At 57.7% G+C, this 15256-nt stretch carries 17 protein-coding genes; 4 read left to right on the forward strand and 13 right to left on the reverse strand.

Translation table 11 applies throughout. The annotated features are described in order from the left end of the window. Positions 1 to 2: 2 nt before the first annotated feature. The 5 genes from mrdA to ACZRJQ_RS04810 all read right to left on the reverse strand — a co-directional run bounded on the left by mrdA (position 3) and on the right by ACZRJQ_RS04810 (position 4917). On the reverse strand, positions 3 to 1898 hold the full coding sequence (mrdA, locus tag ACZRJQ_RS04790; protein WP_463977261.1) for a penicillin-binding protein 2: 1896 nt from the start codon (positions 1896 to 1898) through the stop codon (positions 3 to 5). Between the two features lie 14 nt (positions 1899 to 1912). After that, complete coding sequence (gene rlmH / locus ACZRJQ_RS04795) at positions 1913 to 2380, reverse strand: 23S rRNA (pseudouridine(1915)-N(3))-methyltransferase RlmH (RefSeq protein WP_003444191.1); 468 nt, start codon at positions 2378 to 2380, stop codon at positions 1913 to 1915. 9 nt (positions 2381 to 2389) lie between these two features. Next, positions 2390 to 2884, reverse strand: coding sequence for a ribosome silencing factor (gene rsfS, locus ACZRJQ_RS04800; protein ID WP_463977262.1), 495 nt, complete (start codon positions 2882 to 2884; stop codon positions 2390 to 2392). A 70-nt stretch (positions 2885 to 2954) separates the two neighbouring features. Beyond that, on the reverse strand, positions 2955 to 3599 hold the full coding sequence (gene nadD, locus ACZRJQ_RS04805) for a nicotinate-nucleotide adenylyltransferase (protein WP_463977356.1): 645 nt from the start codon (positions 3597 to 3599) through the stop codon (positions 2955 to 2957). Positions 3600 to 3645: 46 nt separating this feature from the next. Then, entirely contained in the window at positions 3646 to 4917 is a 1272-nt protein-coding gene (locus ACZRJQ_RS04810) for a glutamate-5-semialdehyde dehydrogenase (protein WP_463977263.1), read from the reverse strand. A gap of 161 nt (positions 4918 to 5078) precedes the next feature. Here ACZRJQ_RS04810 and ACZRJQ_RS04815 point away from each other — a divergent pair, with 161 nt between their 5' ends. Both ACZRJQ_RS04815 and ACZRJQ_RS04820 read left to right on the forward strand, forming a co-directional pair. Continuing rightward, on the forward strand, positions 5079 to 5768 hold the full coding sequence (locus ACZRJQ_RS04815; protein ID WP_463977264.1) for a DNA-3-methyladenine glycosylase: 690 nt from the start codon (positions 5079 to 5081) through the stop codon (positions 5766 to 5768). A 104-nt stretch (positions 5769 to 5872) separates the two neighbouring features. Next, positions 5873 to 7189: a bifunctional DedA family/phosphatase PAP2 family protein gene (locus ACZRJQ_RS04820; RefSeq protein ID WP_463977265.1), complete on the forward strand. Its 1317-nt coding sequence runs from the start codon at positions 5873 to 5875 to the stop codon at positions 7187 to 7189. A 120-nt stretch (positions 7190 to 7309) separates the two neighbouring features. On the opposite strand, the gene ACZRJQ_RS04825 is transcribed toward ACZRJQ_RS04820, so the two are convergent. From ACZRJQ_RS04825 to ACZRJQ_RS04835, 3 genes are read right to left on the reverse strand one after another with little or no spacing between them, the layout of a single operon-like run. Continuing rightward, positions 7310 to 7912 (reverse strand): LON peptidase substrate-binding domain-containing protein, encoded by a 603-nt coding sequence (locus ACZRJQ_RS04825; RefSeq protein ID WP_463977266.1) that lies wholly within the window; start codon positions 7910 to 7912, stop codon positions 7310 to 7312. A 9-nt stretch (positions 7913 to 7921) separates the two neighbouring features. Beyond that, positions 7922 to 8638, reverse strand: coding sequence for an LrgB family protein (locus ACZRJQ_RS04830; RefSeq protein ID WP_463977267.1), 717 nt, complete (start codon positions 8636 to 8638; stop codon positions 7922 to 7924). Then, positions 8635 to 8997, reverse strand: a complete 363-nt coding sequence (locus ACZRJQ_RS04835; RefSeq protein WP_463977357.1) for a CidA/LrgA family protein — start codon at positions 8995 to 8997, stop codon at positions 8635 to 8637. The genes ACZRJQ_RS04830 and ACZRJQ_RS04835 overlap by 4 nt, the downstream gene beginning before the upstream one ends. Positions 8998 to 9186: 189 nt before the next feature. Between ACZRJQ_RS04835 and ACZRJQ_RS04840 the strand changes: the two genes are divergently transcribed. Next, a complete protein-coding gene (locus tag ACZRJQ_RS04840) occupies positions 9187 to 10869 on the forward strand; it encodes a C13 family peptidase (RefSeq protein ID WP_463977268.1) in 1683 nt (560 codons plus the stop codon). A gap of 61 nt (positions 10870 to 10930) precedes the next feature. Then, positions 10931 to 11572, forward strand: coding sequence for an oxidoreductase (locus ACZRJQ_RS04845; protein WP_463977269.1), 642 nt, complete (start codon positions 10931 to 10933; stop codon positions 11570 to 11572). A 75-nt stretch (positions 11573 to 11647) separates the two neighbouring features. Here ACZRJQ_RS04845 and ACZRJQ_RS04850 read toward each other — a convergent pair whose 3' ends face one another. The 5 genes from ACZRJQ_RS04850 to mpl form a co-directional block, all read right to left on the reverse strand. Then, positions 11648 to 12034 carry a cupin domain-containing protein gene (locus ACZRJQ_RS04850; protein WP_463977270.1) on the reverse strand — a complete coding sequence of 129 codons (387 nt, stop codon included), beginning with the start codon at positions 12032 to 12034 and terminating at the stop codon, positions 11648 to 11650. A gap of 85 nt (positions 12035 to 12119) precedes the next feature. After that, positions 12120 to 12932, reverse strand: coding sequence for an AraC family transcriptional regulator (locus ACZRJQ_RS04855; protein WP_463977271.1), 813 nt, complete (start codon positions 12930 to 12932; stop codon positions 12120 to 12122). Positions 12933 to 12966: 34 nt separating this feature from the next. Further along, entirely contained in the window at positions 12967 to 13254 is a 288-nt protein-coding gene (locus tag ACZRJQ_RS04860; RefSeq protein WP_463977272.1) for a YceK/YidQ family lipoprotein, read from the reverse strand. Further along, a complete protein-coding gene (ubiX, locus tag ACZRJQ_RS04865) occupies positions 13247 to 13876 on the reverse strand; it encodes a flavin prenyltransferase UbiX (protein ID WP_463977273.1) in 630 nt (209 codons plus the stop codon). The genes ACZRJQ_RS04860 and ubiX overlap by 8 nt, the downstream gene beginning before the upstream one ends. Then, positions 13873 to 15222 carry a UDP-N-acetylmuramate:L-alanyl-gamma-D-glutamyl-meso-diaminopimelate ligase gene (gene mpl, locus ACZRJQ_RS04870; RefSeq protein WP_463977274.1) on the reverse strand — a complete coding sequence of 450 codons (1350 nt, stop codon included), beginning with the start codon at positions 15220 to 15222 and terminating at the stop codon, positions 13873 to 13875. Before mpl ends, ubiX begins: the two co-directional genes overlap by 4 nt. Between the last annotated feature and the right edge of the window lie 34 nt (positions 15223 to 15256).

Consider the following 15256-nt stretch of genomic DNA (forward strand, 5'->3'; position numbering starts at 1 on the left):
AATTACTCATCACCGGCCTTAACCTCCGCCTTTGAAGGGGTGGCGTACTCAGGTTTGAGTTTGCCGTTTTCATCCAGCAGCCAGGCATCCATAACCTTGCGCACCACTGGCGAGGCTACACGGCTGCCCGCCTCACCGTTTTCAATCATGACCGAGACCGCAATTTGCGGGTTGTCCGCCGGGGCAAAACCAACGAACAAGGCGTGATCGCGGTGACGCTCTTGAACCTTGGAACGGTCATATTTTTCACCCTGTTTGATCGCAACCACCTGTGCCGTACCACTCTTGCCGGCAATCAAGTATTGCGCGCCGACACCTGCAACCCGGGCCGTGCCACGGGCGCCATGCACCACTTGTTGCATGCCGTGGCTGACCTTGGCCCAGTTGGAAGGGTCGCGCAGAACGATGTCGGGCATCGGGTTAGGGTCTACCGGCGGCACACCCTCGATGGTTTTGGCCAAGTGCGGGCGAATCCACTTGCCTTTGCTGGCAATCAGCGCAGTCGCCTGGGCCAGTTGCAAGGGGGTGGATTGCATATAGCCCTGCCCAATCCCCAGAATCAGGGTTTCACCCGGGAACCATGCCTGACGTCGAGTGGCACGCTTCCACTCACGGGACGGCATCAAGCCAGCAGACTCTTCAAACATGTCGAGCGAGACTTTTTGGCCGATGCCGAACTGGTTCATGTAGGAGGACAAACGATCAATGCCCAGCTTGTGGGCCAAGTCGTAGAAATAGGTGTCGTTGGAACGCATGATTGCGGTGTCCAAATCGACATAGCCATCACCGGTGCGGTTCCAGTTACGGTATTTGTGATCGTAATTGGGAAGCTGGTAATAGCCGGGGTCATACACTCGCGATGAGCCGGTAATCACGCCGCTGTCGAGCCCGGCAATCGCCACCGCTGGTTTGATGGTAGAACCCGGCGGGTACAGGCCACGCAAAATACGGTTAAACAAGGGCCGATCAATCGAGTCGCGAAGCTCGGCATACGCCTTGAAGCTGATGCCGGTGACAAACAGGTTAGGGTCAAAGCTTGGCTGGCTAACCATCGCCAGCACTTCGCCAGTCATGGGGTTCAGCGCAACCACTGCCCCACGGCGACCTGCCAATGCTTCTTCGGCCGCTTCTTGCAGCTTGATATCCAGGCTAAGAACGATGTCTTTGCCGGGGATCGGATCTGTGCGCTTGAGCACCCGCAACACGCGGCCGCGGGCATTGGTTTCGACTTCTTCGTAACCAACCTGACCATGCAGCTCGGCTTCATAGAAGCGCTCAATACCCGTTTTACCGATGTAGTGTGTGCCGCTGTAATTGACTGGATCGAGGGCTTTAAGCTCTTTTTCGTTTATGCGCCCCATGTACCCCACAGAGTGCGCAAAGTGCGCGCCCTGCGGGTAGTGACGTACCAATTGCGCAACCACTTCAACCCCGGGCAGGCGGAACTGGTTCACGGCAATACGGGCGATTTGTTCTTCATTGAGTTCAAACAAAATGGGAACCGGCTCAAAAGGCCGCCGCCCTTGCTTCATGCGCTTTTCGAACAAGGCCCGGTCTTCGGGGGTTAGCTGCAACACCTCAACAATTGCATCGAGTACTTGCTGCCAGTCACCCGAACGCTCACGGGTCATGCTCAGGCTGAAGCTGGGGCGGTTATCCGCAATGACCACGCCGTTGCGGTCAAAGATCAAACCCCGGGTCGGAGGGATCGGTTGCACATGCACCCGGTTGTTTTCCGACAACGTAGAGTGATAGTCGTACTGCACCACTTGCAGGTAATAAAGACGTGCGATGAGCACACAAATCAGGGCCACTACCACGACTGCGCCGACCACGACTCGACTGCGCACAAGGCGTGCGTCTTTTTCGTGATCTTTGAGGCGAATCGGCTGGCTCATTCTGGGGCGCTGATCTATTTGTGATAAGGGTGCCCGGACAAAACCGTCCAGGCGCGATACAACTGCTCACCGATCAGAATTCTTACCAACGGGTGCGGCAACGTCAACGGCGACAGCGACCAGCGCTGATCAGCCCGGGCACAGACTTCTGGCGCCAGCCCTTCCGGGCCACCGACCATAAAATTCACTGTGCGCGAGTCCAAGCGCCAGCGGTCGAGCTCAACCGCCAGCTGTTCGGTACTCCAAGGCTTGCCGTGCACTTCAAGGGTGACGATCCGCTCGCCCGGGCCGACCTTGGCCAACATGGCCTCGCCTTCTTGACGGATAAAGCGAGCCACATCGGCATTCTTGCCACGGGTATTGAGCGGTATTTCTACCAGTTCAAGTGCCAACTCGGATGGCAGACGCTTGGCATATTCATGCCAACCTTCTTCCACCCACTTGGGCATACGCGAACCGACAGCGATCAGACGCAGGCGCACAGCGAACCCTTATTCCTGGTCTTTGTTGAGCTTGAGGAAATGCTCGTGGGTGTTTTCCGGGCTGTGGTGAGCAGCGCTTTGCGCACGGCTCTGTTCAGCGCCCTGCCACAGACGCTCCAGGTCGTAGAACTGGCGAGCACTGGCCGTCATCATGTGAACGATTACGTCGTCCATATCCAGCAACACCCAGTCGCTGTCGCCCTTGCCTTCTTCGCCCAGCGGCTTGACGCCCAGTGCTTTAACGGCTTCGCGAACCTTGTCCAGCATCGCGCCGATCTGGCGGTTGGATGTACCGGTGGCAATGATCATGAAGTCAGTGATGCTGTGCTTGTCACGAACGTCGATGACCAGAATGTCCTGGGCCTTAACGTCTTCCAGTGCAGCAACAGCAACCTTAACCAGCTCTTCACCGACCAATGCCGGGCCTGTTGCAGCAGTTACAGGCAGCGGAGCACTCTTGAATGTGCCTTTGCGCTTTACTTTGTTTACATCTTTGTCAGTCATATAAAACTCGTTTTGCTCGTATGTTCGGGTGTCTCAATGCACGCCAAATGCTGCGTTGAAACACGCCTTTTCAGTTCGACGCACGGTAAAGCCCGTGCGCATCGATGTAGGCCAGGACCGCGTCGGGCACCAGGAAACGTACCGACTTACCGCTGGCCAGCAGTTGACGGATCTGGGTGGCGGATACCGCGAGCGGCGTCTGCCAGACGAATGCAATCTGTCCGCTCGCACCTTTAAGGGCCAGCGGGTCGCTTACCGAGCGCGCTGCCAGCAGATTGCGCAAGGCATCCGGCGGTTCGCTGTCGGCATCCGGGCGCTGTAGCACCAGGATATGGCAATGCTGGAGCAACTCTTCCCAGCGGTGCCATGTGGGCAGGCCGCAAAAAGCGTCCCAGCCCAGCAGTAAAAACAACTGGTCATCAGCGGCTAACTCAGCCCGCATCAGTTCCAGGGTATCAATGGTGTAGGACGGCTTGTCCCGTTGCAGCTCACGTGCATCCACCTTCAGCGTAGCCACTCCGGCCACAGCGCACTCAACCATTGCCAAACGGTTGAGGGCCGAGACCTGCGGCGCACTGCGATGCGGCGGTCTGGCATTGGGCATCAGACGCAGCTCATCGAGCTGCATCAGTTCCGCCACCTCAAGCGCACCGCGCAGATGCCCGATATGCACGGGATCGAAGGTCCCGCCCAACACACCAATGCGTCGGGGCAACACGTCGATCACCGGTGCCACCGCTAACGGGCTAAGGTCGACCAAGTCAGACTGGCTCCTGGCCGCGCAACTGGCCGTCACCGACCACGATGTACTTCTCGCAGGTCAGACCTTCGAGGCCGACCGGGCCGCGGGCGTGCAGCTTATCAGTAGAAATGCCAATCTCCGCACCCAATCCGTATTCAAATCCATCGGCGAAGCATGTCGGTGTGTTGAGCATCACGGAACTGGAATCCACTTCGGCCATAAAACGCCGAGCATCACCCTGATGTTCAGTGACAATCGAGTCGGTGTGATGGGAGCCATAGTGATTGATGTGCTCAATCGCCTGATCCAACCCATCGACGACACGAATCGACAAAATCGCGTCCAGATACTCGGTATTCCAGTCGTCTTCAGTGGCCGCGATCACGTCAATGATGGCCTGAGTGCGCTCACAGCCGCGCAACTCGACGCCTTTTTCGCGAAACTGCTCAGCCATCGCCGGCAAAAACTGCGCTGCCACGGTTTGATCCACCAGCAAGGTTTCCATCGCACCACAAATGCCATAACGATAAGTTTTGGCATTGAAGGCAATACGCTGGGCTTTGGCCAAATCGGCTTGAGCACTGACGTACACATGGCAAATGCCATCAAGGTGCTTGATAACTGGCACCTTGGCATCTCGGCTCACACGCTCGATCAAGCCCTTGCCACCACGAGGCACAATCACGTCCACGTATTCAGGCATGGTAATCAGTGCGCCAACCGCTGCCCTGTCAGTCACTTCAACCACTTGCACCACCGCCGGCGGCAGCCCGGCCTCAGCCAGACCTCGCTGGATACAGGTGGCAATCGCACGGTTAGAGTGAATGGCCTCGGAGCCGCCTCGCAAAATGGTCGCATTGCCGGACTTCAAACACAGGCTGGCGGCGTCGATAGTCACGTTCGGGCGTGACTCATAGATGATTCCCACCACGCCAAGCGGTACCCGCATCTTGCCGACCTGAATGCCCGAAGGGCGATAGCTCATGTCGCGAATAGCCCCGACCGGGTCAGGCAAGCTGGCCACTTGGCGCAAACCGACGATCATGCTGTCGATACGTGCGGGGGTCAGCGCCAAGCGCTCCAGCATCGCGGGCTCAAGGCCATTGGCTCGGCCAGCGGCCAAGTCCAGTTCATTGGCGGCCGTTAACTCCACGCGCGCGGCATCCAGTGCGGCAGCAGCCCCTTGTAAGGCACGGTTTTTCTGCGCGGTACTGGCACGGCCGATCACTCGGGAGGCTTCGCGAGCAGCGCGACCCAAGCGGGTCATGTAGTCAAGAACGGACTCAGTCATGGTCTCAATGGTCTTGGCAGGGAGGAAAGCGGCCGATTATAGCGGTCAAGCCGCCTCACGCACAGCGGTGGCAGGCGGATGGTCGAAATGGGCTGCAAATAAGCCCTGTTCAGCCCGGATTAAGCACGACTTGCTATGATCACGCCCTTTTCAGCCATCCAATGGGCGCTCTAAACATGCCAAAAGCGCTGACCGACCTTTTTTTTGACCGTGACGCCCAATGCCTTGCCCGTGAACTGCTGGGCAAAGTGATTCGTCATCGCGCTAACGGCCTGTGGCTGAGCGCCCGCATCATCGAAACCGAGGCCTATTACTGCGCTGACAAGGGCAGCCACGCCTCGCTGGGCTACACCGAAAAACGCAAAGCGCTGTTTCTCGATGGCGGGCACATTTATATGTACTACGCACGCGGCGGCGATTCGCTGAACTTCAGCGCCCACGGCCCCGGAAACGCTGTTCTCATAAAATCCGCTTACCCGTGGCTCGATAACATGTCCGGCCCTGCCAGCTTGGCGCAGATGCAACTCAACAACCCAGACACCCAAGGTAGACCGCGCCCTGAGCAAAAGCTCTGTGCGGGCCAAACGCTGCTGTGCAAGGCACTGGGCCTGAAAGTACCTGAGTGGGACGCTAAACGCTTCGACCCTGAACGTTTGTGGGTTGATGACGTCGGATCACAACCGTCGCGCATCATTCAGACCACGCGACTGGGCATCCCCCACGGGCGAGATGAGCATCTGATGTACCGTTTTGTGGATGCCGACTACGCTGCCTTTTGCACGCGCAACCCGTTGCGCCGAGGGCAAGTTGAGGGCACCGATTACGTGATTCTGGACGTTGCACACGGCTGACCTGAACTGCGTAGCCGTTGTAGAAGGCGACGTCCAGGGCACCGAATTTCTGACTTAACCCGCGCTGAGCGGTGATTTAACAAACAAGAAAAGGAAGTTGAAACATGGGCCCATGGCTCGATAGCGTCACTGGCTGGTTAACGGCCAACCCGCAATGGCTCGGCCTGGCGGTGTTTATTGTGGCCTGTGTGGAATGCCTGGCGATTGCCGGCATCATCGTTCCGGGCACCGTATTGCTGTTTGCGATTGCCGTAATGGCAGGCAGCGGCGCGTTGTCATTGGGTGAAACTCTGCTGCTGGGCTTTCTTGGCGGCTTACTGGGCGACGTGGTGTCTTACACCCTTGGCAGACGCTTCCACCAAAACATTCGGCGCTTGCCCTTGCTGCGCACTCACCCGCAATGGATGAACGGCGCCGAAAGCTACTTCCACCGCTACGGCATTGTCAGCCTGTTGGTTGGACGCTTTATCGGGCCGTTGCGCCCCATGCTACCGATGGTTGCGGGCATGTGTGATATGCCAATCCCGCGCTTCATGGCCGTCAGTGTGCTGGCCGGTGCAGGTTGGGCGGTGGCGTACCTGCTGCCCGGCTGGGCGACCGGAGCCGCGATTCGACTGCCACTGCCCGAAGGCTTCTGGCCGCAAGCCGCTATCGTCGCGGTCGGCCTGACTGCGCTGCTGGGGCTGAGCATCAATGCCAGTATTCGACGCCAATCCAAAGCCACGGTGTTGATTGGCGCGCTGAGCCTCGCCTTGCTGCTGGCCGTATTTGTCGGCTACCCGCACATGAGCGCGTTCGATCAGGGCATCAACGCATTGGTGCAAGAACACCGCAGCAGCGCTATGGACATGGGCGCTGTGCTGGTGACGCAAATTGGCAACTTCCGCACACAATTTTTAGCCGCCGCATTGGTGTGCGTGCTGCTGTTTGTGACTCGCCAATGGCGCGGGATGATTTTCTTTGGCGGCGTCACGCTGTTTACAGCGCTGACCAATACAGCGACTAAACACTTTTTTGCACGCGTACGGCCTGACGTGCTGGCCGACCCACTCACCACCTACAGCATGCCCAGCGGCCACAGCTCTGGCGCATTTGCGTTCTTTTTGGCACTGGCGATTTTGGCAGGGCGCAATCAGCCGCAACGAATGCGAATAACGTGGGTGTTGTTGGGGTGTTTGTTGGCGATCACGGTGGCCATGTCGCGGGTGTATCTGGGAGCACATTGGCCGACTGACATCATGGCAGGCGCCCTGCTCGCCATTACCGTCAATGCCTTTGCTTTGGCGCTGACCCAGCGCTACATGCCACTGACGGTCATACCGCAAAAAGTCTGGTGGCTGATCTTGCCGTCGTGTGTGGCGCTGTACGGCTTTTTTATGCTGCACCAAATGTCCAAAGAGCTGCTGCGCTACGCCTATTGAACGATGACAGGCTGCGATGTGTTGATCTGTACGCTTAAAGTGTCTGCGCAATTGTTACCGCAGGCGCAGGGCTTCAAACACATCGCACATCTTCGGTTTGGTGGCCTAAAAAGCGAACGTTTACATGAGCGTTTCGCCCAACGCCTCGCTCTGCAACTCATCCAGCAACACTTGAATCCCGTCCAGGCGCTGCTGCGGGTCATCGACTTGCAGCAGATCGAGCTTGTCTTCTTCGGCAAACGGCAACAAATACGCCAGTTGATTGGCCAGCGACTGCTGCCCTTGAACCTCTGTACTCATGTTTAATGCGGCCACCATCGGATGCTCAGCCAATGCTTTGAGCAACGCCAGCAGATCTAAGTCTTCATCTTGAAGAGGTTGCTCAGGAATCTCGTCCAGCCACTCGACCTGGGCTGACAACAACTGGTCGCGCTGCAGTTCGGTGCTCAGCACATTAAAGCGACGCCCGCCTTCAACCCGAATGCCCAGCAAGCCATTGTCTTGCGTCTGGAAGTCGCGAATAAGCGCTTCACAACCCACCGTGGCCACATTTTGCGGGGCATCGCCGACCTCGCTGCCTTCAAGAATGCACACCACACCAAAGCCCGTACCTTGCTTCATGCAACGGGCAATCATGTCCAGATAGCGCGCCTCAAAAATCTGTAAATCCAGCACGCAGCCCGGGAACAGCACAGTATTGAGAGGAAACAACGGCAATGTCATCACGGGTCCTTACACTACGAGGGTGACGGCCAGCGGCAGAAAAACCGCAGTGCCCACGCCCATTAAACTCATCGCCAGCGCCGCAAAAGCGCCGCATTCTTCGCCTTCCTGCAAAGCCACCGAAGTGCCGACCGCATGGGCCGTCATGCCCAGCGCCATGCCTCGGGCCTCCGGGCTGTGAACCCCCAGCAGTCGCAACAAACCTGGCCCAACGATCGCCCCGATCACACCGGTGATCAGCACAAACACTGCGGCCAACGCGGCCACACCGCCAAGTTGTTCGGCCACCAGCATCGCAATCGGCGAGGTGACGGATTTGGGCGCCAATGTCATCAGCACCTTGTGCTCGGCACCAAACCACCACCCCAGCAGCACCACCAGCCCAGTCGCAAATACGCCACCTACTACCAGCGTAGTAAAAATGGGCCAGAACAACTGACGAATTCGACGCAGGTTCAAATACAACGGCACCGCCAGCGCCACCGTCGCCGGGCCCAGCAAAATGCTGAGAATGTGGGTGCTCTCTCGGTATTCGGTGTAACTCAGGCCACAACCGAGCAGCACGCCAATCACCAACAGCATGGAAGCCAGTACCGGTTGCAGGAATATCCAGCGGGTTTTCTCAAACGCGGCGAGCACCAGTTGATAAGCGCCCAACGTGATGCCGATACCAAATAGCGGATGGTGGATAACCGCTTGCCAGGCGCCGTGCCATTCAAGGTTCATGGCCGCTCCTCTGGGTGCAGGTGACGTTTGAGCAAACGCTGCATCAGCACACCAACAAAGGCCATCGAAATCAGCAACGACAACACCAGCGCCCCGACAATGGCCCAAAAGTCAGCGGCGATATCGGCGGCGTACACCATCACACCCACCGCAGGCGGCACCAACAGCAAAGGCAGGTAACGCAGCAAACCGCTGGCCGCTTGGCTCAGGGGCTCGCCAACCTCGCCGCGCACCATCAAAAACACCAACAGCAGTAACAGGCCGATGATCGGGCCCGGCAACACAGGAACGAATAAATGGTTAAGCGCAGTGCCGCACAATTGAAACAGCACCAGCCACGTCAAGCCGCGTAACAGCATCTCACCTCTCCAGCGATCTTTTTTGCGACGCATTATAAGCACGTCCCCTGCGCAACCGGCATGGCCTAATACGTTATGGAGTCTGCTGAGGGCCTGGCACAGCACAATATGTGCAGATGTTTCATCCAGACCTATAGACAGCTTGCCGCGCTGCGGCATACTCGGTCGCCTAATTATCCGGATCCTGTTATGCGCCCACTTGCTCCCCTTGCTTTGACGCTGCTGCTGACGGCCTGCGGCGATGGCGAATCGCTATTGCCGCCTGATGCACGCCTGCCCGATGGCGGTCGCTATCGAGGTGAAGTGGTCAATGGGTTATTGCAAGGCCAAGGCCGTATCGACTACCCAAACGGCAGTTGGTACGCGGGCGAATTCAAAAATGGTCAGTGGCACGGCCAAGGCGAATGGCACGGCAGCAATGGCGAGGTGTACCTCGGCCAATTTGAGCGAGGCCTGTTCAATGGGCAAGGCAGCCTGACGACCCATAACAGCACCTACGTGGGCAGCTTCAAGAACGGCAGACGTGAAGGCGAAGGCACGCTCAAAGAAGGCGGCATGAGCTATCGCGGCGAATTCAAAAACGATGAGTTCTCGGGGCTCGGCCACCTGGAGCTGGAAGACGGCAGCCAATACCAAGGCCTGTTTGCCAAGGGCAAACCCAATGGCGAAGGCCGGCGCAGCGATGCCAGCGGCAACGAATTCAGCGGCCATTTCATTGATGGGCAACTCGAAGGCAACGGCGTGTTTAACAGCGCTGAGGGCGATCAATACACAGGAGCCTTCAAAAACAACCAGCTCAATGGCAAAGGCCGCTATGAAAACGCTGACGGCGACGTGTGGATTGGCGAGTTCAAAGACGGAACGCTGAGTGGTCAGGGCGAACTGATTGGCGCCGACGGCAGCTATTATCGCGGCCAGTTCAACGAGTGGCGCTTCAACGGCCCCGGCCATTTGAGCATGGCCGACGGCAGCACTTATGTCGGCGAGTTTGCCGCTGACACGTACCAAGGCGACGGCACTTTGACCTTAAGCGACGGCACTGTCCAAAGCGGGTACTGGCTCAACGGCCAACGGGTGCGCGATGAAAAGGGCAACGTACTACCCGACCCACTGGAACTGGGCTTGCTCAACCAGGGCCAATTACTGGAAGACGCGCTAAAGGCTGTGCCGCCCTCAACTCCCGCCATCGAGCTGTATAGCTTGGTGCTGGCAGGCGACGGCAAGCAAAGCGTATTTTTGCGTGAAGCGGAGTACGTGAACGACATGCTCGCCAGCCGCTTTGGTAGCCACGGGCAGATTACGCTGGTCAACCATCGCGACCATCTGCAAGATCGGCCAATGGCCACCCGCGAAAACCTGCACCGCGCCGCCAAAACATTAGCCGAGCGCACGGGCCCCGAAGACTTGGTGTTCATTTACCTGACCAGCCACGGCACCCGCGAGCACGAACTGGTGCTCGATCAACCCCGACTGCAACTGGCCGACATGCCCGCCGACGACCTCGCAGCAGCTCTCGCCCCGTTAAAAAACAGAAACAAAATAATTGTGATCTCAGCCTGTTACTCCGGCGGCTTTATTCCGGCACTCAAGGATGAAAAAACTTTAATCATGACCGCCTCGCAAGCTGACAAAGTGTCCTTTGGCTGTTCAGAAGAGGCCGACTTCACGTACTTTGGCAACGCGTTGTTCGCTCAAGCGCTTAACCAGACCGATGATCTGCAACAAGCCTTCACACTGGCAAAAGAGTACGTTGCAGAGCGTGAACAAACGGATGGTTTTGAGGCATCAGAGCCGCAAATATGGGCGCCTAAAGGCGTATTGAATCATTGGCAGCGTTTACGTCAGCAACAAGCCAAACAGGCCCTGCAATAACCCGGTTGAACTGCAAGGACGCAAACTGTGACTAAGCTGACTGTATCAAGGGAGAACTAGCATGTACTTGACGCCTCAGCACATCCTGCTCGCCGGTGCGACGGGTCTTACCGGAGAGCTGCTGCTCGACAGACTGCTCAATGAGCCAACCATCACGCGGGTGCTTGCGCCGTCGCGCCGCGCCTTGGCGGCGCACCCTCGGCTGGAAAACCCGGTGGGTGACCCTGCTGTATTTTTGCCGCAGCTCAGCGGGCCGGTTGATCTGGCGTTTTGCTGCCTGGGCACCACGATCAAGCAGGCGGGCTCGCAAGAAGCCTTCCGTGCGGTCGACCACGACATGGTGGTCGCCTTCGCCAAGCGCGCTCGCGAAATGGGAGCGCGGCACTTGGTGGTCATCAGTGCAATCGGCGCTGATCCAAAATCATCGGTATTTTATAACCGGGTCAAAGGTGAGATGGAGCAATCGCTGCGTGCCCAAGAGTGGCCGCAACTGACGATCGCCCGCCCGTCGTTACTGATTGGCGAACGCCTTGAAGAACGTCTGGCCGAAAAAATCGCGGGGCCACTGTCCAAACTGATCCCCGGAAAATACCACGGCATCGAAGCCTGCCAACTGGCCAGAGCCCTATGGCGACTGGGCCTTGAAGAACAGAGCGGCATACGAGTCATTGAGTCCGATGAGCTGAGAAAGCTGGGCAAATAACCCAGCGCTCACCCAAGCAGGGTGCCCACCTAGATTTAAACGGGCACCCTCAAGATAAGGATGAGCAGACGCCTCCTAAATCCAGACGTCATTAACCGCCGTTCTTTCGCCTATTTCGTCGCCAGTATTCAATACGCCGCAAGGTTCGATCAGTAACAGCCTCACCTCTCGCTCTGCATAGGGCTTGTGCTCAGTCCCTTTGGGCACCACAAACATCTCGCCCTGCTCGATCACCACCGCGCCATCTCTGAAATCAATTCGAAGCCGGCCTTCCAAAACGATAAACGTTTCATCTGTGTCGGCATGGCAATGCCAAACAAAATCCCCTTCGATTTTCACAACCTTGAACTGGTAGTCGTTCATTTGGGCTACGACCTTGGGCGCCCATTGTTCATTAAAGAGGGCGTACTTTTCAGCGAAGTTGATTGCGCAGTACTGGGGCACAGCAGATTTATCAGGCATCTGAATCTCTCAAGTGTTCAAGAAGTCGAAGCCTGACTTTAAGCAGCGCCTGAGACCGCGTATTGCATGATTGTGCAGGTTAGGCTCACCCCTGTTTGAGACGCTTCAGCCAGCGCCCGGGCGACACGCCATAAGTCTGAATAAACTGGCGCGTCATATGACTTTGGTCAAAGAAGCCAGCAGACAAGGCCGATTCTGCCAACGAACAGCCAGACGTGAGCATGACGCGGGCCAGATCAAGTCGTCGCTGAGTGATGTAGCGGTAGGGGCTCGTGCCATACAACGCACGAAAGTCCCGGCTAAGGCTCCATCGGTCTCGACCGCTGGCCTGGGCCAGTTCATCCAGTGTTACCACGCGATCCAGTGCCGAATGAATAAACGCCCGTGCCCGCTCGGCTGCCACAAAATCGAGTGTTTTGCGGGGTGCTCTGCGCCCTGATACCTGATCAAGGGCTTGCGCCAAGTCATAAATTACATCGTCCTCTTCGAGAGGCTCCATCGCGCAGTCCACATTGCACAACAGCGCCCGGGTGGCGCGATGCAAGCGAGGGTCATTCGATAAACCCCCTTCGATAAAGGGCAGTGGTTTTCCACCTAACACCTGCTGAATCAAAGCTGGCTCGATGTACACCATGCGGTAGCGAAAACCTGCCTCAGTACCTGCCTGACCGTCATGCACCTCATCCGGGTGAAGCACCAGAATGTTGCCCGGCACACTGTGACGCTGGCTGTGACGGTACTGAAAGCTTTGAACGCCGGAAAGCGTGGTGCCGATGGCATAGGTGTCATGACGATGGGGAGTGAAGCCATGCCCGCCAAAAAAGGCTTCAATGCGCTCCATTTTTTGAAGTGCGGGGGAGTGCTTGACCCAATCGCTAGCAGACGTGTGATCCGACATCGTGCGGCACCCAGGCGATAAACCGTGTTTGGACTTACAACCCGCCACTGGCCTGAAAACCCACGCCCAATACCGTGAGCACCGACAACGGCAGCAACACGGTATCCAGCAGCGCGCTGGCAGGCAGATCAAGGCCGGGGTAGCTCGGCGCATTTGCGCCAAAACGCTCCTGCGCACAACACCCGCCCTGCAACGCATACCAATCCAGCCGTGTGCCGGCATACACCACCGGTGCGCCCGGCTTGGCAGCATCAAGCGTTCGCACGCTGGCGCAACCCATCACCTGTGCAACCATCAACAATGCCAGCAGTGCTTTAATCATCACCGCCCACATGGTGCTCCCCCCAACGCGGGAGCATGTCTTGCGGGATGTTCAGCAAATTGAGTATTCGCGCCACCACAAAGTCCACCAAGTCATCGATGGTTTGCGGCTGATGATAGAAACCGGGAGACGCAGGCAGTATTACGGCCCCCATGTTCGACAGCTTGAGCATGTTTTCCAGGTGAATGCTGGAATACGGCGCTTCACGCGGCACCAAGATCAATTGGCGGCGCTCTTTAAGCGTCACGTCAGCGGCCCGCTCAACCAAGTTGTTGCAAGCCCCCGTCGCAATCGCCGACAGCGTGCCTGTCGAGCACGGCACCACAACCATCGCCGCGGGTGCACCAGAGCCTGAGGCCACAGGCGACATCCAGTCCTCTTTGCCATACACCCGAATTTGCCCTTCAGCAGCGCCAGTGTATTCAGTCAGAAAGGTCTGCATTGCCTGTGGCTTAGGCGGCAGGTTGACGTCAGTTTCTGTCGCCATGACCAGTTGCGCGGCTTTGGAGATCAAGAAGTGCACTTCGCGATCTTCACGCACCAGACAATCAAGCAAACGCAGCGCGTACTGCATGCCCGAAGCACCGGTCACGGCCAGGGTGATGCGTTCCGGGCCGCTCATTGCAACGCATCCGCCAATTTGCCGTGCAAACCACCGAAGCCGCCGTTACTCATGATCACAACATGCGCGCCCGGCTTGGCATGGCGCTTGACCTCATCAATGATGGCCTCCAGCGAATCACACACCTGCGTCGATACCGGGCTGCAGGCAACAGTCGCAGCCAGATCCCAACCCAGATTGGCCGGGGCGTACCACACCACGTGATCGGCTTGCACCACACTCAGCGGCAGGCCATCGCGATGGGCGCCGAGCTTCATGGAGTTGGAGCGCGGCTCAATCACCGCAATCAACGGCGCATCGCCTATGCGCTTGCGCAGCCCATCAAGGGTGGTGGCGATGGCCGTTGGGTGGTGGGCGAAGTCGTCATAAATAGTAATACCGTGGACTTCAGCGACTTTTTCCATGCGCCGTTTAACGCTTTTGAAGGCATTGAGCCCTTCAATCGCCATGCTCGGCACCACACCAACATGGCGTGCTGCCGCCAACGTGGCCAAGGCATTGGCGACGTTGTGCTGGCCCGTCATGTCCCATTCAACAGTGCCTTGAAGCTGGCCTTCAAACAGCACGTCAAAACGTGAGCCGTCTTCACTCAGCAACTTGACCTGCCACTGGCCGCCCTCTCCCGTGGTTTGCACTGGGGTCCAGCAGCCCATCTCAATCACGCGCTGCAAAGCAGGCTCAGTGGTGGGATGAATCACCAGGCCTTCACTTGGGATAGTGCGCACCAAGTGGTGGAACTGGCGCTCAATCGCAGGTAAGTCCGGGAAGATGTCTGCGTGATCGAACTCAAGGTTGTTGAGGATCGCCGTGCGCGGACGGTAATGAACAAATTTGGAGCGTTTGTCGAAGAAGGCGCTGTCGTATTCGTCGGCTTCAACCACAAAAAACGGCGTATCGCCCAAACGGGCCGACACGGCAAAGTTTTGCGGTACACCGCCGATCAAAAAGCCCGGCGCCATGCCCGCATGTTCCAACACCCACGCCAGCATGCTGCTGGTGGTGGTCTTGCCATGCGTGCCAGCCACGGCCAACACCCAACGGCCTTGCAGCACGTGATCGGCCAGCCACTGCGGGCCCGACACGTAAGGCAGGCCCTTGTTCAGCACATACTCAACGGCCGGGTTGCCACGGGACAACGCGTTGCCGATCACCACCACATCGGGTGCGGGATCAAGCTGGGACGGGTCGTAACCCTGCGTCAACTCAATGCCTTGAGCTTGCAGCTGGGTGCTCATTGGCGGATAGACGTTAGCGTCGGAGCCAGTAACGTGATGGCCCAGTTCTTTGGCCAATACCGCCAGCGAACCCATGAAAGTGCCGCAAATACCCAGAATATGAATGTGCATAGTTGACCTCGTAAATCATCGGCGAAGGGTAGCT

The organism is Pseudomonas sp. E315 (assembly GCF_055406205.1).